General features: G+C 71.1%; 19 protein-coding genes. 9 read left to right on the forward strand and 10 right to left on the reverse strand.

From position 1 onward, the window contains the following. Window positions 1-110 precede the first annotated feature (110 nt). On the reverse strand, window positions 111-1,100 hold the full coding sequence (selD, locus tag AB0N27_RS10445; RefSeq protein WP_364366490.1) for a selenide, water dikinase SelD: 990 nt from the start codon (window positions 1,098-1,100) through the stop codon (window positions 111-113). 194 nt (window positions 1,101-1,294) lie between these two features. On the opposite strand from selD, the gene AB0N27_RS10450 reads away from it, so the two are divergent. From AB0N27_RS10450 to AB0N27_RS10465, 4 genes are all read left to right on the forward strand, one after another. Then, complete coding sequence (locus AB0N27_RS10450) at window positions 1,295-2,050, forward strand: amino acid ABC transporter ATP-binding protein (RefSeq protein ID WP_364366493.1); 756 nt, start codon at window positions 1,295-1,297, stop codon at window positions 2,048-2,050. Window positions 2,051-2,106: 56 nt separating this feature from the next. Beyond that, window positions 2,107-3,042, forward strand: a complete 936-nt coding sequence (locus tag AB0N27_RS10455) for a glutamate ABC transporter substrate-binding protein (protein WP_364366496.1) — start codon at window positions 2,107-2,109, stop codon at window positions 3,040-3,042. 80 nt (window positions 3,043-3,122) lie between these two features. Further along, window positions 3,123-3,779, forward strand: a complete 657-nt coding sequence (locus tag AB0N27_RS10460; RefSeq protein WP_354823526.1) for an amino acid ABC transporter permease — start codon at window positions 3,123-3,125, stop codon at window positions 3,777-3,779. Between the two features lie 34 nt (window positions 3,780-3,813). Continuing rightward, window positions 3,814-4,695: an amino acid ABC transporter permease gene (locus AB0N27_RS10465; protein WP_364366500.1), complete on the forward strand. Its 882-nt coding sequence runs from the start codon at window positions 3,814-3,816 to the stop codon at window positions 4,693-4,695. Between the two features lie 55 nt (window positions 4,696-4,750). On the opposite strand, the gene rny is transcribed toward AB0N27_RS10465, so the two are convergent. The 7 genes from rny to AB0N27_RS10500 all read right to left on the reverse strand — a co-directional run bounded on the left by rny (window position 4,751) and on the right by AB0N27_RS10500 (window position 12,425). Beyond that, window positions 4,751-6,517 carry a ribonuclease Y gene (gene rny, locus AB0N27_RS10470; protein ID WP_364366503.1) on the reverse strand — a complete coding sequence of 589 codons (1,767 nt, stop codon included), beginning with the start codon at window positions 6,515-6,517 and terminating at the stop codon, window positions 4,751-4,753. Between the two features lie 612 nt (window positions 6,518-7,129). Next, entirely contained in the window at window positions 7,130-7,834 is a 705-nt protein-coding gene (locus tag AB0N27_RS10475) for a 3-keto-5-aminohexanoate cleavage protein (RefSeq protein ID WP_364366506.1), read from the reverse strand. 34 nt (window positions 7,835-7,868) lie between these two features. Continuing rightward, on the reverse strand, window positions 7,869-8,567 hold the full coding sequence (locus AB0N27_RS10480; RefSeq protein WP_364366509.1) for a regulatory protein RecX: 699 nt from the start codon (window positions 8,565-8,567) through the stop codon (window positions 7,869-7,871). Between the two features lie 14 nt (window positions 8,568-8,581). After that, on the reverse strand, window positions 8,582-9,628 hold the full coding sequence (recA, locus tag AB0N27_RS10485) for a recombinase RecA (RefSeq protein WP_139583061.1): 1,047 nt from the start codon (window positions 9,626-9,628) through the stop codon (window positions 8,582-8,584). A 184-nt stretch (window positions 9,629-9,812) separates the two neighbouring features. Next, window positions 9,813-10,013, reverse strand: coding sequence for a DUF3046 domain-containing protein (locus AB0N27_RS10490; protein WP_139583060.1), 201 nt, complete (start codon window positions 10,011-10,013; stop codon window positions 9,813-9,815). Between the two features lie 4 nt (window positions 10,014-10,017). Continuing rightward, window positions 10,018-11,334 (reverse strand): MFS transporter, encoded by a 1,317-nt coding sequence (locus AB0N27_RS10495; RefSeq protein WP_364366514.1) that lies wholly within the window; start codon window positions 11,332-11,334, stop codon window positions 10,018-10,020. A gap of 119 nt (window positions 11,335-11,453) precedes the next feature. Continuing rightward, window positions 11,454-12,425, reverse strand: coding sequence for a helix-turn-helix transcriptional regulator (locus tag AB0N27_RS10500; protein WP_364366517.1), 972 nt, complete (start codon window positions 12,423-12,425; stop codon window positions 11,454-11,456). 264 nt (window positions 12,426-12,689) lie between these two features. Here AB0N27_RS10500 and AB0N27_RS10505 point away from each other — a divergent pair, with 264 nt between their 5' ends. From AB0N27_RS10505 to AB0N27_RS10515, 3 genes are all read left to right on the forward strand, one after another. Next, window positions 12,690-12,869 carry a hypothetical protein gene (locus AB0N27_RS10505; protein WP_364366520.1) on the forward strand — a complete coding sequence of 60 codons (180 nt, stop codon included), beginning with the start codon at window positions 12,690-12,692 and terminating at the stop codon, window positions 12,867-12,869. Further along, window positions 12,869-13,129 (forward strand): hypothetical protein, encoded by a 261-nt coding sequence (locus tag AB0N27_RS10510; protein ID WP_364366523.1) that lies wholly within the window; start codon window positions 12,869-12,871, stop codon window positions 13,127-13,129. The genes AB0N27_RS10505 and AB0N27_RS10510 overlap by 1 nt, the downstream gene beginning before the upstream one ends. 104 nt (window positions 13,130-13,233) lie before the next feature. Then, on the forward strand, window positions 13,234-14,646 hold the full coding sequence (locus AB0N27_RS10515; protein WP_364366526.1) for a VCBS repeat-containing protein: 1,413 nt from the start codon (window positions 13,234-13,236) through the stop codon (window positions 14,644-14,646). A gap of 108 nt (window positions 14,647-14,754) precedes the next feature. On the opposite strand, the gene AB0N27_RS10520 is transcribed toward AB0N27_RS10515, so the two are convergent. Next, window positions 14,755-15,453, reverse strand: coding sequence for a UdgX family uracil-DNA binding protein (locus AB0N27_RS10520; RefSeq protein WP_364366529.1), 699 nt, complete (start codon window positions 15,451-15,453; stop codon window positions 14,755-14,757). Between the two features lie 238 nt (window positions 15,454-15,691). Next, a complete protein-coding gene (locus tag AB0N27_RS10525) occupies window positions 15,692-17,032 on the reverse strand; it encodes an aminotransferase class I/II-fold pyridoxal phosphate-dependent enzyme (RefSeq protein WP_364366532.1) in 1,341 nt (446 codons plus the stop codon). A gap of 35 nt (window positions 17,033-17,067) precedes the next feature. Here AB0N27_RS10525 and AB0N27_RS10530 point away from each other — a divergent pair, with 35 nt between their 5' ends. Further along, window positions 17,068-18,312, forward strand: a complete 1,245-nt coding sequence (locus tag AB0N27_RS10530) for a bifunctional pyridoxamine 5'-phosphate oxidase family protein/GNAT family N-acetyltransferase (protein WP_364366535.1) — start codon at window positions 17,068-17,070, stop codon at window positions 18,310-18,312. Continuing rightward, complete coding sequence (gene leuE, locus AB0N27_RS10535) at window positions 18,312-18,983, forward strand: leucine efflux protein LeuE (protein ID WP_364370605.1); 672 nt, start codon at window positions 18,312-18,314, stop codon at window positions 18,981-18,983. Before AB0N27_RS10530 ends, leuE begins: the two co-directional genes overlap by 1 nt. Window positions 18,984-19,102: the final 119 nt, after the last annotated feature.

Here is a 19,102-nt window from a genome sequence, read left to right on the forward strand (position 1 = left end):
AATTTCCCTGAGCCGCATTGCTCGGAGTAGCTGGAAGGTGACAGTTTATCGGGTACGGTGTGCGATCCCCACCACCGCCACCGCGTGTCCGACGCCCGTGCGCCGGTGGGTCAGCGCAGGACGACGAGGTGCTCGCCGCGGGGCAGCAGCTCGCCCACCACGGGAGCGCCAGGCAGCTCACCGGCGACCAGCAGGCCACCCGAGGTCTGGGCGTCGGCCAGCAGCAGCCGCTCGGCCTCGTCCGCCGCGCCGAAGTCGGTCCACGGGGTCACCCAGTCCAGGTTGCGCCGGCTGCCGCCGCTGACGTACCCGTCGCGCAGCGCCTCCCGCGCGCCCGCCAGATAGGGCACCCGTGCGGTGTCGATGGCCACCGTGAGCTGGCTGGCCCGGGCCAGCTTCGACGCGTGCCCGAGCAGCCCGAACCCGGTCACGTCGGTGCCGCACCTGATGCCGGCGGCGACCGCCGCGCGGGCGGCGTCCCGGTTGAGCGCACTCATCGTGGCGACCGCCTCCGGGAAGCTCTCCCCGGTGTTCTTGTGCCTGGTGTTCAGCACGCCCACGCCGAGCGGCTTCGTCAACGACAGCGGCAGCCCGGCCCGGCCCGCGTCGAGAGTGATCAGTTCCTCCGGGCGGACGGTGCCGGTCACCGCCAGCCCGTACTTGGGACCCTCGTCGTCCACGCTGTGCCCGCCGGCCAGGTGGCAACCGGCCTCCCGGGCCACGTCCTGACCGCCACGCAGCACCTCGCGGGCCAGCTCCAGCGGCAGGACGTCACGCGGCCAGCAGAGCAGGTTGAGCGCCACCAGCGGGGTGCCGCCCATCGCGTACACGTCGGAGAGCGCGTTGGCCGCGGCGATCCGGCCCCAGTCGTACGCGTCGTCGACCACCGGGGTGAAGAAGTCGGCGGTGCTGACGATGCCGGTCCGCTCGTCCAGGCGCACCACCGCCGCGTCGTCGCCGTGGTCCAACCCGACCAGCAGCTCGGCCGTCCCGGTCGCCGGGCCGAGACCCGCCACCATGATCTCCAACTCACCCGGTGGGATCTTGCAGGCGCACCCGCCACCACGGGCGTACGCGGTCAGCCGTACCGGTTCGGTCATCCCCCCATGATCTCGGCAACAGGGGCGTCCCGCCACCGTTGCGCGTCGCAGGGTGTGCGGAATCGGACGACCGACAACGATCGTGACCGGTGTTACCGCTCCGTGACCCGCTGGGTTGCGTTCTGCCACATCACGCCGCCTACAGTGGCCGCACCGGGGGTCAACCGACCCCGCTCCGGTAGACGACAGGGACGGTGAACGACGTGACGACGGGCGAACCGCTCATCGTGCTGGACGCGGTCAACAAGTGGTTCGGGCCGCTGCACGTGCTGGACGACGTCTCACTGTCGGTGGGTCGGGGCGAGGTGGTCGTGGTGATCGGCCCGTCCGGCTCCGGCAAGTCGACGCTGTGCCGCGCCATCAACCGACTGGAACCGATCAACTCCGGCACCATCACCTTCGACGGGCAGCCACTGCCGGCCGAGGGCAAGCCGCTCGCGAAACTGCGCAGCGAGGTGGGCATGGTCTTCCAGTCCTTCAACCTCTTCGCGCACAAGACGATCCTGGAGAACGTCACCCTCGGGCCGGTGAAGGTCCGCAGGGAGAAGCCGGCCGCCGCCCGCGAGCGAGGCCTGGCCCTGCTCGACCGGGTCGGCATCGCCAACCAGGCGGACAAGTTCCCCGCCCAGCTCTCCGGCGGCCAGCAGCAGCGGGCGGCCATCGCCCGCGCGCTTGCCATGCAGCCCAAGGCCATGCTCTTCGACGAGCCCACGAGCGCCCTGGACCCGGAGATGGTCGGCGAGGTGCTGGACGTGATGACCGCGCTGGCCCGCGACGGCATGACGATGGTCGTGGTCACCCACGAGATGGGCTTCGCCCGGCACGCCGCCAACCGGGTCATCTTCATGGCCGACGGCAAGCTCGTCGAGGACGCCTCCCCGGCGGAGTTCTTCGAGAACCCGCGAAGCGACCGGGCGAAGGACTTCCTCTCCAAAATCCTCACGCACTAGGCGTCCGTAGTGGAGCGCGCCGACCACCGGCGGGCTCGTCGAAGAAGGAGAAGAGTATGCGTATGAAGCGCGTGGCGGCGGTCGCCATGATGGCGTCCCTCGCCCTGTCGGCCGCGGCCTGCGGCAAGGAGGGTGAGCCGACCCCGAGCGCGGGCGGCAGCGCCTCCGGTGCCGCCCAGTCCGACACCTGCAAGAGCTCCGGCGCGACCTTCACCCCGAAGACGGACGCGGCCATCGCCGGCAGCCCGACCTTCGAGAAGATCAAGACGGCCGGCAAGGTCTCCGTCGGGGTCAAGTTCGACCAGCCGAACCTCGGCTACAAGGACGCCCAGGGCAAGCGGTGCGGCTTCGACATCGAGATCGCCCAGTACGTTGCCAGCACGCTCGGCATCGACCCGGCGAAGATCGAGTACAAGGAGATCGCGTCGGCCAACCGGGAGACCGCGATCAAGGGTGGTGAGGTCGACTACTACGTCGGCACCTACTCGATCACCGACAAGCGCAAGAACGACATCTCCTTCGCCGGCCCGTACTTCGTCGCCGGCCAGGACCTGCTGGTCCGCAAGGACGAGTCGTCGATCACCGGCAAGGACACCCTCAAGGGCAAGAAGGTGTGCTCGGCCACCGGCTCGACGCCGATCCAGAAGGTCCGCGACGAGGGCCTGACCGAGCCGAACAACATCGTCGAGTTCAAGACCTACTCGGAGTGCGTCTCGCAGCTGCTCGACAAGAAGGTCGACGCCGTCACCACCGACGACGCGATCCTCAAGGGCTACGCGGCGCAGAGCCCGACCGAGCTCAAGGTGGTCGGCCAGCCGTTCAGCACCGAGAAGTACGGCATCGGCCTGCCCAAGGACGACAAGGCGCTGCGCGACTACGTCAACAACCAGATCGAGGCGTCGTTCACCAACGGCACCTGGCAGAAGATCTACGACGGCACGCTCGGCCTGTCCGGCTCGGCGGGCACCCCGCCCACCCTCGAGCGGTACTGACCGACCGGCTCGACACGAGTTGCGGCGCCGGGCGGGGTTGGTCCCCGTCCGGCGCCCGTGCAGAGGACTGAGAGCGAGGCATGGGCGAGTTCTTCCGCGTACTGACGGACAACGGGCAACTGTTCGTTGACGGGTTCACCAACACCGTCAAACTTTTCCTGATCGCCGCGGTCGGCAGCCTCGTCCTCGGCACGCTGCTCGGCGCGATGCGGGTCTCCCCCGTACCGGCGCTGCGGGCGTTCGGCGCCACGTACGTCAACCTGGTGCGCAACACCCCCCTGACGTTGGTCTTCGCGTTCCTCGTGTTCGCGGTGCCGAAGCTCGACGTCAACATCGACTACTTCGCCAGCGCCGCCATCGCGCTCACTGTCTACACCTCGGCCTTCGTCTGCGAGGTGATCCGCTCCGGCGTCAACACTGTCGCCGCCGGGCAGGCCGAGGCGGCCCGCGCGCTGGGCATGACCTTCGGCCAGGTGCTCACGCTCATCGTGCTGCCGCAGGCGCTGCGGGCGATGGTCCCGCCGATGATGAGCGTGTTCATCGCGATGCTGAAGAACACCACTATCGCCGCCGGTTTCTCGGTGCTGGAGGCCGGCGCGATCCCCGCGTACATGGCCGAGCGGGGCGAGCCGCAGTTCGCCGTCCTGCTCTGGATCACCATCGGCTTCCTGATCCTCATCCTGCCGCTGGTGGCGTTGCAGCGGTTCCTGGAGCGCAAGTGGAGAGTGGCCCGATGAGCGAGCTGGCGAGCCGCACGGCCGCGAACGAAGGGTGGCTGAGTTGAGCCAGGCGTCGATCCTCTACGACCTCCCCGGTCCCCGCGCCAAGCGGCGCAACGCGATCCTGGGCGTCGTCTCCACTGCCGGCATCATCGCCCTGCTCGCCTACATCGGCTACAAGTTCGCCGACACCGGGCAGTTCGAGGCCCGCAAGTGGGAGCAGTTCCAGTACGCCTCGGTGCAACGCGAACTGCTCGGCGGCCTGTGGGCGACGCTGAAGGCCGCAGGCATCGCCGCGGTCCTCGCGCTGCTGTTCGGCGCGGTGTTCGCCAGCGCCCGACTGAGCGACAAGTGGATCCTGCGGACCCCTGCGACATTCGTGGTCGAGCTGTTCCGGGCCATCCCCCTGCTGATCCTGATTTTCTTCGGCTACTACGTGCCGTTGCAGTACGGCTGGTCGATCGACAAGCTCTGGGCGCTTGTCATCGGGCTGATGCTCTACAACGGCTCGGTGCTCGCGGAGATCTTCCGGGCCGGCATCAACGCGGTGCCGTACGGGCAGACCGAGGGCGCGTACGCGATAGGTATGCGCAAGAACCAGGTGCTGCGGCTGATCCTGCTGCCGCAGGCCGTGCGGTCGATGCTCCCGGCGATCGTCAGCCAGCTCGTCGTGCTGCTCAAGGACACCGCGCTGGGCTTCATCATCACGTACCCCGAGCTGCTGTTCGTCGGTAAGCAGATCGGCGGCCGGCTGCCGTTCGGCCTGCCGTACGTGCCGACGTACCTGATCGTGGCGGCGATCTACATCGCCATCTGCGGTGCGCTGTCGGTGCTGGCCTGGTGGTTGCAGAAGCGGATGGGCCGCACCCCGCGAACCGCCGCGAAGGTGCTGCCCGCCCAGGACGCCGGCGACGACGCCGCGCGGATGATCTGACGGGAACGAGCGACGGGCGGGTGGCCAGGCCACCCGCCCGTCGTCTGTTCGTGGGTCAGCGGGCGATCTCGGTGACCCGGGACTCGCGGACCACCGTCACCCGGATCTGACCCGGGTAGGTCAGCTCCTCCTCGATCTGCTTGGCCACGTCGCGGGCCAGCACGGCCGCCCCTATGTCGTCCACGTCGTCGGGCTTGACCATCACCCGGATCTCCCGGCCGGCCTGCATGGCGAAGACCTTGTCCACGCCGAGCTTGCCGGCCGCGATCTCCTCGATCCGCTCCAGCCGCTTGACGTACGCCTCCAGGCTCTCGCGCCGCGCGCCCGGCCGGCCGCCGGAGCAGGCGTCGGACGCCTGGGTGAGCACGGCCTCGATGGTCTGCGGCGGCACCTCGTTGTGGTGCGCCTCGATGGCGTGCACCACGTCCTCGTGCTCGCCGTACTTGCGGGCCAGGTCGGCGCCGATGATGGCGTGGCTGCCCTCCACCTCGTGGGTGAGGGCCTTGCCGATGTCGTGCAGGAACGCCGACCGCTTGATGAGGGGTACGTCCAACCGCAGCTCGGCAGCCATGATGCCGGCGATGTGCGCGGTCTCGACGAGGTGCTTGAGCACGTTCTGCCCGTACGACGTGCGGTAGCGCAGCCGGCCCAGCAGGGTGATCAACTCCGGGTGGATCTCGGTGATGCCGACCTCGACCAAGGCGTCCTCGGCGGCGCGCAGGCAGAGCTGCTCGACCTCCTGGCGGGCCAGGTCGTAGACTTCCTCGATGCGGTGCGGGTGGATCCGCCCGTCCAGCACCAGCTTCTCCAGGGTGAGCCGGCCGACCTCCCGGCGGACCGGGTCGAAGCAGGAGAGCAGCACCGCCTCGGGGGTGTCGTCGATGATCAGGTTGACCCCGGTCACCGACTCGAAGGCGCGGATGTTGCGCCCCTCCCGGCCGATGATCCGGCCCTTCATCTCGTCCCCGGGCAGGTGCAGGACGCTGACCACACTCTCGGCGGTCTGCTCGCTGGCAACCCGCTGGATCGCGTCCACTACGATGTGCCGGGCCCTCTGCTCGGCGGTGCCCCGCGCGTCGGCCTCGATGTCGCGCACCAGGAGCGCGGCCTCCCGCTTGGCCTGCGTCTCGATCGCCTCGACCAGCTCCAGCCGGGCCGCGTCGGCGGTGAGACCGGCGACCCGTTCCAGCTCCCGGCGGCGCAACTCCTCCACCTCGGCCAGCTCGGCCTCCCGCTGGGCGAGCGCGGACTCCCGGGCGGCGAGTGCGGCCCGCGCCTCGGTGAGCTGCCGCTCCCGTTCGGCGAAGCGCTCCACCTCCTCGGTGTGCAGCCGTTCCCGCTCGTCCATCCGGGCGGCACGCCGCTCCACCTCGGCCGCCTGCTCCCGGGTGGTGGCGGCGAGCACCGCGACCTCCCGCTCGCCGCTGCGCCGGGCCGTGGCGCGGAGCTGCTCGGCGTCCGCCTCGGCCTGCTTGTGCGCGCGTTCCAGCACCGTGTCCGCCTCGGCGCGGGCGTCGTCGAGCACCCGCCGGGCCTCGGCCCGGGCCGCCTTCGCCTCGGCCTTCGCCGCCGCCGCCTCGGCACGCGCCGCGGCCGCCGCGGACTTCGCCACGTCGATGGTGCTGTTCGCCTGGTCGGCCGCGTTGCGCAGGGCGGCCAGGGACTGCTCCTGCCGGTCCTTCTCGGCGATGAACGCCGGATCCTCGGGGGCCGGCGCCGAACCCATCCGGCGCAGCGTCCGGACGCCGACGAGCACGGCCCCGATCACCACCGCCGCGAGGATGAGGACTGCCGCGAGGAGCACGACGTCGAAGGCGTTCATGCCGGAACCCCGTGGGGTCTACCGGTGAACCTGTGCCGCCGCCCCGCCATGGCCGCCTCCCCTGAAACGTTCGCCGACCGCAGCGACCGTGCCCGGCGGGCACACTCCTGCGGCTGTGGACGCCCGACCGGAGCGGCTGGCCGTGGGTAGCTCTCTCCGCCGGCGGTGCCCTCGGGCATCGTCGGCGACCGGGTGCAGTTGTCGCGGAGTACCGGACCGGCCTGTCCGGACTGCCGCCAAAGGCCGTGGAGTCGGCCAAAGTGATGCTGTTCTGTTACGCGATCTATGTTGTGCGCTTAGCCTGCGCTGGTCGGGCAATGTGAGCCTGTATGGCGAGGCTAGGTCGCCGGGGGTGCTCAGGTCAAGGACTCATGATCAAACCCCCCGAACGGAGCGAAGTTGTGGCGTCACTCCACGCTGATACCGGGTCGGACACGGGGGGACAAACACGGCGACGCGGTGGCTTCGGCAGGGATGTCGTGCCTGTTCAGCGCCGCAGTGGAGTCTCGCAGGGAGCCGACGTGTGACGCCAACGACCCCTTCACACGCGCCAGGCTCCTCCTCGGACCCGGATCGCGATCTTGGAGCGCGGCCGTCAGGTGCGCCGGCCGGTCAGCGGGCCCCGGCCGCCAGCGCGGCGGTGACCAGCGCGGCGTTGTCCGGAGTCGGTGCCCCGTCGGGCAGCAGGAGGGTGTCCTCCAGGCCGATCCGGGTGTGCAGGCCGCGGTCGACCGCCTCGGCGAGCACCGCCCAGGTGGCCGGACCTTCGGCGTGCAGCAGCACCGGTGGACCCTCCTGCGGCAGGGCGGCGAGGATCCGCGCCGCGTCCGCCAACGCCACAGGCACCTCCTCCGCCATGCACTCCACGAGAATCCGACCGACCGGGACCCGCCAGCCCTGGTACGCCTCGACCGCGTCGAGCGTCCAGAGCCCCACCTCGACGAGCACGCCGCGGTCGTGCAGGGCCGCGGCGACCGCCTCGGCGCCGGGCTCGTGCGCGTTGACGGAGGCGAAGTCGGGCAGCACCGACCAGGCCCGGACGGCGGCCACCCGGGCGGCCACGTCCGGTTCCATCCAGGCGCCGGTGCTCACCCCGACCGGCAGGCCCGGCCGGGCGGTACGGATCGCGGTGAGCGCGTCGGCGATCACCGCCGCGTGCAGCGACTCGACGCCCGACGCGTCGCGCGGGTGGACGTGCACCGCCACGACGCCGAGCGCCGCGCACCGGGCGGCGTCGGCGGCCAGCTCCGCCGGGGTGACAGGCACGGCCTGATGGGCAGCTCGGCTGCGCTGGCCGTTCAGACAGGCCTTCAACATCCGGTGCACACCTCCAGCGGACGCCCCGGACCACTCACTCGGTCGGGCGGTTGTCGCGGTCCAGGTCGCCTTCGGCGTCGGCCAGCGCGTCCGCGTCGATCTGCTCGGCGAACTCGGCCGCCTCGGCGCTCTGCGCCGCCAGCGCGTCCTTCACCGCCCGGATCGCCACGCCGGGCGGATAACCCTTGCGGGCCAGCATGCCCACCAGCCGACGGAAGACCGCGTCGGGCTCACCCCGGGCGGTACGCAGCTTGCGGTCCACCAGGGCACGGGCGGTCTCCGCCTCGGTCTCCTCGTCCAACTCGCCGAGCGCCTCGGTGGCCACCTCGCCGTCGACGCCCTTGCGGCGCAACTCGTTGGCGAGCGCGCGGCGGGCCAGACCACGCCCGGAGTGCCGGCTGGACACCCAGGCGCGGGCGAACGCGGCGTCGTCGACGATGCCGACCTCGTCGTACCTGTCGAGCACCTCGGCCGAGACCTGCTCGGAGATGCCCTTCCTGGCCAGCGCACCGGCCAGCTCGGCGCGGGTACGCGGTCGGACGGCGAGCTGGCGCAGACAGATCTCGCGGGCCACCTCCGACTCGTCGCGCGGCGGCGCCGCAGGCGCGGCGGCCTCACCCTCGTCGGAGCGGTCACGGCGACCCCGCCGGGGGCGCGGCGGATCGGCGGCGTCGCCCGTACGGGGTGGGCTGGCATCCCAGCCCCGCCCCGTACGGGCGCGTCGTCCTGCCATCGGTGAGCGACCTGTCAGAAGTCGACAGGCGGCAGCTCGGGGCCACCGGCGGCGTCGCTCGCGCCGACCCCGACGCCGAGCTTCTCCAGGATCTTCTTCTCGATCTCGGCGGCCACGTCCGGGTTTTCCTTCAGGAACTCCCGGGCCTTCTCCTTGCCCTGGCCGAGCTGGTCGCCGTCGTAGGTGTACCACGCTCCGGACTTGCGGATGATCGCCTGCTCCACGCCGACGTCGATCAGCGAGCCCTCACGCGAGATGCCCTTGCCGTACATGATGTCGAACTCGGCCTGCTTGAACGGCGCGGCCACCTTGTTCTTCACGACCTTGACCCGGGTGCGGTTACCGACCACGTCGGTGCCGTCCTTGAGGCTCTCGATGCGTCGCACGTCGAGCCGGACCGAGGCGTAGAACTTCAGAGCCCGACCACCGGTCGTGGTCTCCGGGCTGCCGAACATCACGCCGATCTTTTCCCGCAGCTGGTTGATGAAGATCGCCGTGGTGCCGGTGTTGCTGAGCACACCGGTGATCTTCCGCAGCGCCTGGCTCATCAGCCGGGCCTGGAGACCCACGTGGCTGTCGCCCATCTCACCCTCGATCTCGGCGCGCGGCACCAGGGCCGCCACCGAGTCGATCACGATGATGTCCAGTGCGCCGGAGCGGATCAGCATGTCCGCGATCTCCAGCGCCTGCTCGCCGGTGTCCGGCTGGGAGACCAGCATCGCGTCGGTGTCGACACCGAGGGCCTTCGCGTACTCCGGGTCGAGCGCGTGCTCGGCGTCGATGAAGGCCGCGATGCCACCGGCCCGCTGGGCGTTGGCCACCGCGTGCAGAGCCACAGTTGTCTTACCGCTGGACTCGGGACCGTAGACCTCGACCACCCGGCCCCGTGGCAGGCCACCCACGCCGAGCGCCACGTCGAGCGCGATGGAGCCGGTCGGGATCACGGCGGTCTGGATGACCGGCCGCTCCCCCAGCCGCATCACCGAGCCCTTGCCGAATTGCTTGTCGATCTGAGCGAGAGCAAGGTCGAGTGCCTTCTCCCGGTCAGGCCCTGCTGCCATGGTTGCCACCCCTGCCTTCGCCGGCGTCTTTGCTGAGCTTCGCGTCACGCGGACACGCTAGGCGCTGGGTCCGACAGAAAACCAGCCGACGGGCCGCGAGCTGTGGACGAGCACCCAGCTGTGGACAATAGCCGAACAGGTGTACGACTCGGCAAGCGACACGCGGAAGCGACGAAAAGGCTGCTCAGCGTAGTCGCGCGGGCACCCGGTCGGGGTACGCGGCGCACACCGCACGCCAGACCACGTGGGTCTGCTCACCCGACGCCAGCGCCTGCTCGACGGTCCGCCCACCGAGCTGGGACAGGACCTGGTCGCGGGCGATGCTGGCCGCGTACCCCGGCCCGAACGCCTCCTCCAACCGCGCCCAGAAGTCGGTCAAGCGCACGTGATCAGCCCTCCTCGTCCGGCGCCCCGGTCGGCACCGGGCGCAACGCTAGCGCCACCAGGGGCACTGTCGCGACCGCCGCGAGCAGGGCGAGCACCGGATAACCGGCGATCTGCATGACAAACCCGCTGAGCACCGCGGCGCCGGCCCCCGCCAGCCCCATGACCAGGTCCGAGAAACCCTGGACACTCGGCCGCACACCGGCCGGCACCGACTCGGAGAGCAGCGTCGAGCCGGCCACCATGGTCCCCGACCAGCCCAGCCCGAGCAGGACCAGGCCGACCGAGAGCCGGGGCGTGTGGTGCCCGGCGGTGCCGGCGACCGCGCAGGCGGCCAGCAGCGTCCCGACGCCGCCGAGGATCACCGCCCGCCGGCCGAGCCGGTCGGTGAGCCAGCCCACCACCGGGGAGAACGCGTACATGCCGGCGATGTGCAGACTCAACACGATGCCGACCAGCCGCAGCACGTCGGCGTCGGCGTGCGACTCACCGAGCCGGACCGGGGTCATCGACATCACCGCCACCATCACCAGGTGCCCCACCGCCACCGCGGCGATGCCGAGGCGGGCGGCGGGCCGCCCGCGTACCACCGACCAGGCCAGCCGCATCCCGGCGCCGCGCGGCGCGCGCACGCCGACCGGCGCGGCGGCCGGCGGCACGGGCGTGTCGGCCGCCGCGAGCCGCCGCGCGGTGAGCAGCGGGTCGGGCCGGAGCAACCCGAGGAGTACGACCGCAGCGAGCACGAAGGCGGCCGAGCTGAACGCGAACGGGCCGGCCAGCGGAGGCAGTCCCCAGCCGGTGGTGATCCGGTCGGCCAGCGCGGCGAAGTTCGGGGCGGCCACCGCGCCGATGGTCGTCGCCCAGACGATCAGGGAGAGCTGCCGCCCCCGTCGGGCCGGCTCGGCGAGGTCCACCGCCGTGTAGCGGGCCTGGAGGTTCGCGGCGGTGCCCCCGCCGAAGAGCAGCATGCCGAGGAAGAGCAGCGGCACCGAGCGGGTGGCCGCCGCCAGCACCACCAGGACACCACCGACGGCGCCCAGGGCGTACGCCAGCACCAGGCCCGGTCGGCGGCCGTGCCGCGCCATGATCCGGGTGACCGGGACGGCCAGCAGCGCCGCGCCGACCACCCCGGCGCTCTGCGCGACACCCGCCATCGCGGTGCCGGCGACCCGGGCGGCGAGCAGCGCGCCGACGGAGATACCGATGGTGACGCCGATGCCGCCGATGATCTGGGTGCCGAAGAGCAGTCGCATGGTGCGCCGCTGGATCGGCGCGACGTCGGACCGGACGATGATCTGCGGCGCGGTCAGGTTGGTGGCCATCGTGCGCTCCTCAGGACGGGGATGACCCATCCTCGCGCACCCGGGTCCACCGACGGCACCCGGTTTCGCCGGCTGATCTACCGCTCGTCCCTGCGGCCGTCGTCGCCGGCCCGGATCAGCTACACCCAGCCGTTCCTGGCCGCCTGCACGCCGGCCTGGAAGCGGCTGGCCGCGCCGAGCCGCTCGGTCAAGGACGTCATCATGCGCTGCACACTACGCAGGGAGATCGCGAGTTTGCGGGCCGCCGACTCGTCGGTATGCCCGGTGCCGAGCAGCCGCAGCAACTCGCGCTCCTGCCGGGTGAGACCCTGCGCATCGGCCGTCGACTGGTCGTCGAACGGCGCCGAGGTGTGCCACACCTGCTCGAAGAGAGCGGTCAGTCCGGCGACGATGCCGTGGCTGTGCAGTTCCAGTGCGCCCTGCCGCGGGTTGGCCGGGTCGATGGGCACGAGCGCGATGACCCGGTCAACGATGACCATGCGCATCGGTAGCGTCGGAGTGGTGCGTGACTGGCCGCCGAGGCCCGCCAGCCAACGGGCGTGCGCGAGGGTGCCGGGGTCGTTGCGGAAGCTGTCCTGATAGACGTTGCGGATCTGGACCCCCCGTTGCAGCGCCTGCTGGTCGAGTGGGGCTTCCGCCTCCAGGGTGTCCGGGCTCTGTGCGCCGCCGGTATTGAAGGAGAGACACTCCACGCGCGCCGTGTGGGCCAACTCGGCCAGCCGGTCCCGCACACTGTCGATTCCTTCGAGCAACCGGCCTTCCAGGGCCTGGTGGTGGTCGTCGTGGGCGGCGGCGATGGCGGCGATCGCCGCTTTGGTTGCCTCGACGTGCTTCTGCCGGACCGCGACCTCCGCCTCCACCTTGCTCAGAAGTGCTGTCAACCCGGCCTGCGGTCGTACTGGCCGAGCGCGATCGCCTTCGGAATCGAGCCGGATGAGTGCGAGGTCGGCCAGCACGTCCAGTGCCGCGCGCACCTCGTCAGGCGGGACATCGAGGTGGGTGGAGAGGCCGGCGACGTTCAGATCAGGACGCTCCAGCATGGTCCGGTAGACGACCTCGTGTTGTGCAGACAACCCAAGCAAATCAAACATAACGCCTCCCCCGAGCAGGACATCTGCCGCCATTGTGCCGGCCCCCGATCGCTCCTGTGGACCCGCTCGCGCACCTGGCGGAATCCCGCCGGGCGGGGTCACGCCAGGCCGCATCCGGTGACACGGCGGGATGGATTCGCGATGCTTAATTCACGGCAGCGAGCTGGGCCAAAAAGCCCGGAGGAATGCCACGGCAGTCAATCAATCCGCAGAAAGAGGTTGGTCGAAGTGATCCTGCATGCCATTTCTCCGTACCGTCTGGCGATGGCCGCTCTCATCATCGCCGGTCTCGCGATCATCCTGACCGCGGGGTCGGCGCCCATGGTGGGGCTCGCCGACGGCTTCGGCTGGGGCAGCCCCGCGGCCGACATCACGGCGACCCAGTTCGTGGGCGACGGATTCGGCTGGGGCACGCCACCGGTCAACCCGGCGGAGATGCGGTGATGGTCGCCGCGCACATCCGTATCGCCCCACTGACCTCGGCCGACGCCATCGACCCTGCGGAACTACGGGATCTGCTGTACCTGCACACCCTTGCCGGAAGCGGCGTGGAGCACCTTCGAGTGCGGGCCGGCCCGCACGGCGCGGACATCCTGGCATTCGTCGACACCGATGATCCGGAGAGGGCTGCCCACGTACTGCGCCAAATCGTCGACACGACGATCGCCGACACTCCCCTCCTCGCTCCGTGGCGGGTTCTCTGACTCCCACGACCAGTCGTCCTCAATTCCCGCCAATTCTGCCACCGATCGCGGATCGGTGGCCGAACAGACCTGCCCGAAAACATCCGAACCAGAGAGGAAGAATCATGCGGAACAATGCGATTCGCCGGCTGACCACCATGGCGCTCGGGGTGGCACTGGCCGCCGGCGCCGGCCTCGGCGGAGGTGTCGCCACGGTACTGGCAAGCACGCCCGAGGCGGCCTTCGCCGCGTCGAGCGTCGGTGGGGCGATCACGCCGACCGAGGTCCTCAGCCGGGCGAAGTACTGGTACGACAATCGCAGCAGTATCAATTACAGCCAGAGTGGCTACCATCCCGACGAGAACGGCAAGGACTACCGCAGGGACTGCTCGGGGTTCGTCTCGATGGCCTGGCACCTCTCGACCTCGAAGACGACCTACAACATGTACACGGTGTCGACGCAGATCAGTAAGAGCGACCTCCAGCCAGGCGACATCCTGAACTCCGCGAGCGAACACGTCATCCTCTTCAAGCGCTGGACCGACAAGTCGGCGGGCGCCTTCGAGTACTACGCCTTCGGCTCCACACCTGTGAAGATGGCCACCGAAACACTCACGGGGGGCGGGGACGGTCTCATCGACTCCCACCCGGCGGGCAACTACGTCGCGCGGCGCTACAAGAACATCACCACCAGCGGCCAGGCTCCCGAGAAGGACCCCGGAGTGGCCGACGTGACCGGCGACAGTTACCACGATCTGGTGGCCCGCAAGACCGACGGCACCCTCTGGCTGTACGCGAACAACATCGAGCGCGACAACGGCGTGCCGTACGGCAGTGCCTCGGCTCGGCAGATCGGCAGCGGCTGGGGTACCTCCGACCGGATCGTCAACGCCGACGCCACCGGTGACGGCTTCACCGACCTGATCCTGGTCAAGTCGGACGGCACCATGTTCCTCTACCCGAACAACATCGTCCGCGACAACGGCGTCCCGTACAGCAGCGCCTCGGCCCGGCAGATCGGCAGCGGCTGGGGCAACGTCGACCGCATCGTCGGCGCCGACGTGACCGGAGACGGCTTCACCGACCTGGTCGCCCGCAGGACCGACGGCACCCTCTGGCTGTACCCGAACAACATCGTCCGCGACAACGGCGTGCCGTACAGCAGCGCCTCGGCCCGGCAGATCGGCACCAACTGGAACGGCTTCGACACGCTCGTCGGCGCTGACGTGACCGGAGACGGCTTCACCGACCTGGTCGCCCGCAAGACCGACGGCACCCTCTGGCTGTACGCCAACAACATCGTCCGCGACAACGGCGTCCCCTACTCGGCCAGCAAGCAGATCGGTAGTGGCTGGAACGGCTTCGACACGCTCGTCGGCGCCGACGTGACCGGGGACGGCTTCACCGACCTGGTCGCCCGCACCACCGACGGCACCCTGCTGCTCTACGCCAACAACATCGTCCGCGACAACGGCGTCCCCTACTCGACCAGCAAGCAGATCGGCACCAACTGGAACGGCTTCGACAGCATCGTCTGACATCGTCAGGTGACGCGCCCGGCCCCTGCTGGCCGGGCGCGTCGCCGTTGCTGTCCGCGCTGTCGGGTCACCAGCCGTCGGGCAGGGAGACGCGCGGAGCCTCCGGGTTCAGCCGGCGAGCGCGCGGGCGGCGACGGTGAGGTCGGCGACCAGACCGTCGTACGCCTTGTCCTGGTCGTCGGCGCGGAGCACTGCCGACGGGTGGATGGTGGCCAGCAGCCGGGTCGGGGGCGCGTCGGCCACCTCTCCGGCGTTGTCCACCGGCACCCGCTGGAAGTCCTCGGGATGCTGGGCCGACGCGGGCCAGGGCAGCAGCTCGCCCCGCTGCCTGCTGACCCGGAACGACGGGCCGAGCAGAGCCTTGGCGGCGGTGGCGCCGAGCACCACCACGACGTCCGGGCGCAGCCGGGCGAACTCGGCCACCAGCCAGGGCCGGCATGCCGTGATGTGCACCTGGTCCGGGGTCTGGTGGATCCGCCGCTTGCCGCGCAGCTCGAAGCGGAAGTGCTTGACGGCGTTGGTCAGGTAGAGCTGCTTGGGGTCCAGCTTCGCGTCGTCGACGGCGCGGCGCAGCAACCGTCCGGCGGGGCCGACGAAGGGCAGGCCCTTCTGGTCCTCCATGTCGCCGGGCTGCTCACCGACGAGCACCACCCGGGCGCTCTCGTCGCCCCGGCCGAAGACCGTCTGCGAGGCGTCCCGGTACAGCTCACACCCCCGGCAGCCACCGGCCGCGGCGCGTAGCTCGTCGATGGTGTCCGCGTCCGGCGGGATGAACCGCTGGGCGCCCGGGGCGGTCTGCTCGGCCATGCCGACTGTTATATACCCGTTTCGGGTCCGCTGCCGGATACGGGTCAGTACCCGTTGCCGCCTCCGTCCCCACCGGACGCCACCGCGATCAACACGATGACGATGATGACGATCACGGCCGCCACCGCGATCCAGATCCCCTTGCGACTTCCACCATTGGCCATGTCCCCACACCTCCGGGCGCCGGCATACCCGTCCCGGCCGGTCCGAATCGCACGAAATCGCTGGTAGGGGTGGGTCAGGCGGCGAAGCCGGGCGGCGGCGTCGGGCGGGTCGCGCCGGCCAGCGCGGCGGCCAGGTCGGGCAGGTCTGCGCTGGTCAGGGAGCTGATGGTGACGCGCAGGGCCGGCGCGGCGGCGATCCGGTAGAGCGCGCCGGGGGCCACCGCCCAGCCGGCGTCGCGCAGCGCGGTCACGGCGCTGGTCTCGTCCGCCACCGGCAGCCAGACGTTGATGCCACTGCGGCCGTGTGCGGTCAGGCCGTGCTCCGCCAGCGCCGCCAGCAGGCCCTCGCGTCGCCGGTCGTAGCTCTCCCCCGCCCGTCGCACCAGCTCGTCGACCGCCGGATCCCGCCAGAGGGCGAGGACCAGCCGTTGCAGCACCGTGGAGACCCAGCCCGCGCCGACCCGTGTCCGCCCGGCCACCCGGGCCACAGTGGTGTCGTCGCCGACCAGCACCGCGAGCCGCAGGTCCGGGCCGAAGGGTTTGCTCACCGAGCGCAGGAAGGCCCAGCTGACGGTCGCCCCGGCCAGTGGGTGCAGTGGCACGCGGGCCAGTTCGGCGGCGTGGTCGTCCTCGATCAACAGAAGGTCCCGGCGACCGCCGAGCAGCGCCCGCAGCGCATCGGCACGCTGCGCGGAGACGGCCGCGCCGGTCGGATTCTGGGCGCGACTGGTGACCACAAGCGCCCGCGCCCCGGCGGCGAGCGCGGCAGCCACCCCGGCCACCAGCGGGCCCTCGTCGTCGAGCGGTACGCCGATCGGGCGCAGCCCCAGCGCGGCCACCAGGTCGAGCAGGTTGGCCCAGCCCGGGTCCTCCACCGCTACCGCGTCGCCGGGGCGCAGGTGGGCGCCGAGCAGCCGCTCGATGCCGTCGAGCGCGCCACCGGTGACCGTCAGTTCACCGGTGGGTACGCCGTCGGCGGCCAGTCGGGCGCGGGCCGCCTCGGCCAGCTCGGGCAGCACCCCGGCGTGGGAGTAGCCGACCGGCGCGCCCGCGTCGGCGGCGAGTGCCGCCAGGTGCGGGCCGAGCGGGGGCAGCAGCCGCGGGTCCGGTTCACCCAGGGACAGGTCGCGGGCCCCGGGCAGCGGGGGCGGGCGCAGCGCGGAGCGGCGGGCGGCCACCGGAGGGCGGGGACGCACCCGGGTGCCGTGCCGGCCGGCGGTGGCGAGCAGGCCGCGCTGACGCAGCTCCTGGTAGGCGCGGGCGACGGTGGCGGGGCTGACGCCCAGCTCGGTGGCGAGGGCCCGCACCGGCGGCAGCGTGGTGCCGGGCGGCAGGGCGTCGGTACGGATGCCCGACTCGATGCTTGCCGAAATCGCGACGGCCGTGGATCCGGTGAACTGATAGCGTGCTGACACAAATAACGGATTGTACTGGTACGAAAGGGCGCGCGATGTACCCACCCACCGCCCGCACCATCCCCCACCGCTCCCGGGACCGGATGAGCTACGACCGCGAAGCGGCGCACGCCGTGCTCGACGAGGCGTACCACTGCGCGCTCGGGTTCACCGTCGACGGCCAGCCACGGGTGCTGCCCACCCTGCACGTCCGCGTCGGCGACACGCTCTACCTGCACGGCTCCACCGGCAGCCGTCCACTGCTCGCCGCGCGGGGCGACGACGGGCTCCCGGTCTGCGTCGCGGTGACGGTGCTCGACGCGCTGGTCTACGCCCGCTCCCAGTTCCACCACAGCGCCAACTACCGCTCCGTCGTCGCGCACGGCACCGCCCGCCTCGTCACCGACGAGCGGGAGAAGAGCGCCATGCTCACCGCGCTCGTCGAGAAGGTGGGCGCGGGACGCAGCACCGACACCCGCCCACCGAGCCGGCGCGAGCTGGCCGAGACAGCGGTGCTCGCGTTGCCGCTGCGCGAGGTGTCCGTCAGGTCCCGCACCGGCGGTGTCCGCGAGGCCGACGCCGACCTGCGCCTGCCGCACTGGGCCGGCGTGCTGCCGCTGCGGTTGACCGCCGGGCGGCCGGAGCCGGACGTTGGGGTCACCGCGCCGCTGCCGGCGTACCTGCGGACCGTCCGCACACCGTGGCACGAGCCGGCGCCGCTGCGCGGCGAGCACGTCCTGCTGGAGCCGCTGGACCTGGCGCACACCGACGACCTGCACGCCGCCACCGCCGACGACGAGGTGTGGCGGCACCTGGGCGTCCGGCGGCCCACCACGCCGGCCGGCACCGCCGAGGTGATCGCCGCCGCCCTGGACGCCCAGCACCGCGGCGAACGGGTGCCCTGGGTGCAGCGTTGCGCGAGCACCGGGGCGGTGGTCGGCACCACGTCCTACTACGAGATCGACCCGGAACGACGGTCGGTGGCGATCGGGCACACCTTCCTCGGCCGGGCCTGGTGGCGTACCGGCATCAACACCGAGGCGAAACTGCTGCTGCTCGGCCGGGCCTTCGACGAGCTGGGAGCGGTACGGGTCGCCTGGCACACCGACATCCGCAACGACCGCTCGCAGGCGGCGATCGAACGGCTCGGCGCGACCCGGGAAGGCGTGCTGCGGATGCACCGGCAGCGCGCGGACGGCTCCTGGCGGGACACCGTGCAGTACGCGATGACCGTCGACGAGTGGCCGAACGCACAGCTCAGGCTGCGGGAAAGACTTCGACGGACGGCACCGGCGGCGTGATGATGGCGGGCGTGCTGGGGATCACCGACATCTGGACGTACGTGCTGGGCACAGTGGCCATCATCCTGCTGCCCGGGCCGAACTCGCTCTTCGTGCTCTCCACCGCCGCCAAACGGGGTGTGGGGGCCGGCTACCGGGCCGCGGGCGGGGTGTTCGTCGGCGACTGGGTGCTGATGTTCCTCTCCGCCGCCGGGGTGGCGTCGCTGCTCAAGGCGTACCCTCCGGTGTTCCTGGTGATCAAGTACGCCGGTGCCGCGTACCTCGGTTATGTCGGGGTGACGATGCTGCGCGGGGCCTGGCGGCGCTGGCGCGACCGCAACGACCCGACCGCGCCGCGACTCATCGACGCCGCCGAGCCGGCGGAGATGCGCAGCCCGTTCCGCAAGGCGTTGGTGATCAGCCTGCTGAACCCGAAGGCGATCCTGTTCTTCATCTCGTTCTTCATCCAGTTCGTCGACCCCGGCTACGCCTGGCCGGCGCTGTCGTTCCTGCTGCTCGGCCTGATCGCGCAGGTGACAAGCGCGATCTACCTGACCGCGTTGATCTTCGCGGGCACGTTCCTGGCCGCCCAGTTCCGCCAACGCCGCCGCCTGGCGGTCAGCGGCACCACCGCCGTGGCGGCCCTCTTCCTGGCCTTCAGCCTCAAACTGGCCACCGCAAGCGCGGGCTAGCACCCCGGAGCCCCTCCCCCGTCACGCGCGATCTTGCACTTTCTGTTGGCGAGATACGCGCTTTTACCCGATTTGCCACCGCCGAAAGTGCAAGATCGCGGGAGCGGGGAGCGGGGGCG

The organism is Micromonospora sp. NPDC093244 (assembly GCF_040683695.1).
In the GTDB taxonomy this organism is placed as follows: domain Bacteria; phylum Actinomycetota; class Actinomycetes; order Mycobacteriales; family Micromonosporaceae; genus Micromonospora.

Bases quoted from the DNA above. Each gene is read 5' to 3' on its own strand.
- AB0N27_RS10515 (WP_364366526.1), top strand. From the start codon at position 13,234: ATGCGGAACAATGCGATTCGCCGGCTGACCACCATGGCGCTCGGGGTG.
- AB0N27_RS10500 (WP_364366517.1), bottom strand. From the start codon at position 12,425: ATGTTTGATTTGCTTGGGTTGTCTGCACAACACGAGGTCGTCTACCGG.
- AB0N27_RS10530 (WP_364366535.1), top strand. From the start codon at position 17,068: ATGTACCCACCCACCGCCCGCACCATCCCCCACCGCTCCCGGGACCGG.
- leuE (WP_364370605.1), top strand. From the start codon at position 18,312: ATGATGGCGGGCGTGCTGGGGATCACCGACATCTGGACGTACGTGCTG.
- AB0N27_RS10520 (WP_364366529.1), bottom strand. From the start codon at position 15,453: ATGGCCGAGCAGACCGCCCCGGGCGCCCAGCGGTTCATCCCGCCGGAC.
- AB0N27_RS10475 (WP_364366506.1), bottom strand. From the start codon at position 7,834: ATGTTGAAGGCCTGTCTGAACGGCCAGCGCAGCCGAGCTGCCCATCAG.
- AB0N27_RS10460 (WP_354823526.1), top strand. From the start codon at position 3,123: ATGGGCGAGTTCTTCCGCGTACTGACGGACAACGGGCAACTGTTCGTT.
- AB0N27_RS10455 (WP_364366496.1), top strand. From the start codon at position 2,107: ATGCGTATGAAGCGCGTGGCGGCGGTCGCCATGATGGCGTCCCTCGCC.
- AB0N27_RS10510 (WP_364366523.1), top strand. From the start codon at position 12,869: ATGGTCGCCGCGCACATCCGTATCGCCCCACTGACCTCGGCCGACGCC.
- recA (WP_139583061.1), bottom strand. From the start codon at position 9,628: ATGGCAGCAGGGCCTGACCGGGAGAAGGCACTCGACCTTGCTCTCGCT.
- selD (WP_364366490.1), bottom strand. From the start codon at position 1,100: ATGACCGAACCGGTACGGCTGACCGCGTACGCCCGTGGTGGCGGGTGC.
- AB0N27_RS10495 (WP_364366514.1), bottom strand. From the start codon at position 11,334: ATGGCCACCAACCTGACCGCGCCGCAGATCATCGTCCGGTCCGACGTC.
- AB0N27_RS10480 (WP_364366509.1), bottom strand. From the start codon at position 8,567: ATGGCAGGACGACGCGCCCGTACGGGGCGGGGCTGGGATGCCAGCCCA.
- AB0N27_RS10505 (WP_364366520.1), top strand. From the start codon at position 12,690: ATGGCCGCTCTCATCATCGCCGGTCTCGCGATCATCCTGACCGCGGGG.
- rny (WP_364366503.1), bottom strand. From the start codon at position 6,517: ATGAACGCCTTCGACGTCGTGCTCCTCGCGGCAGTCCTCATCCTCGCG.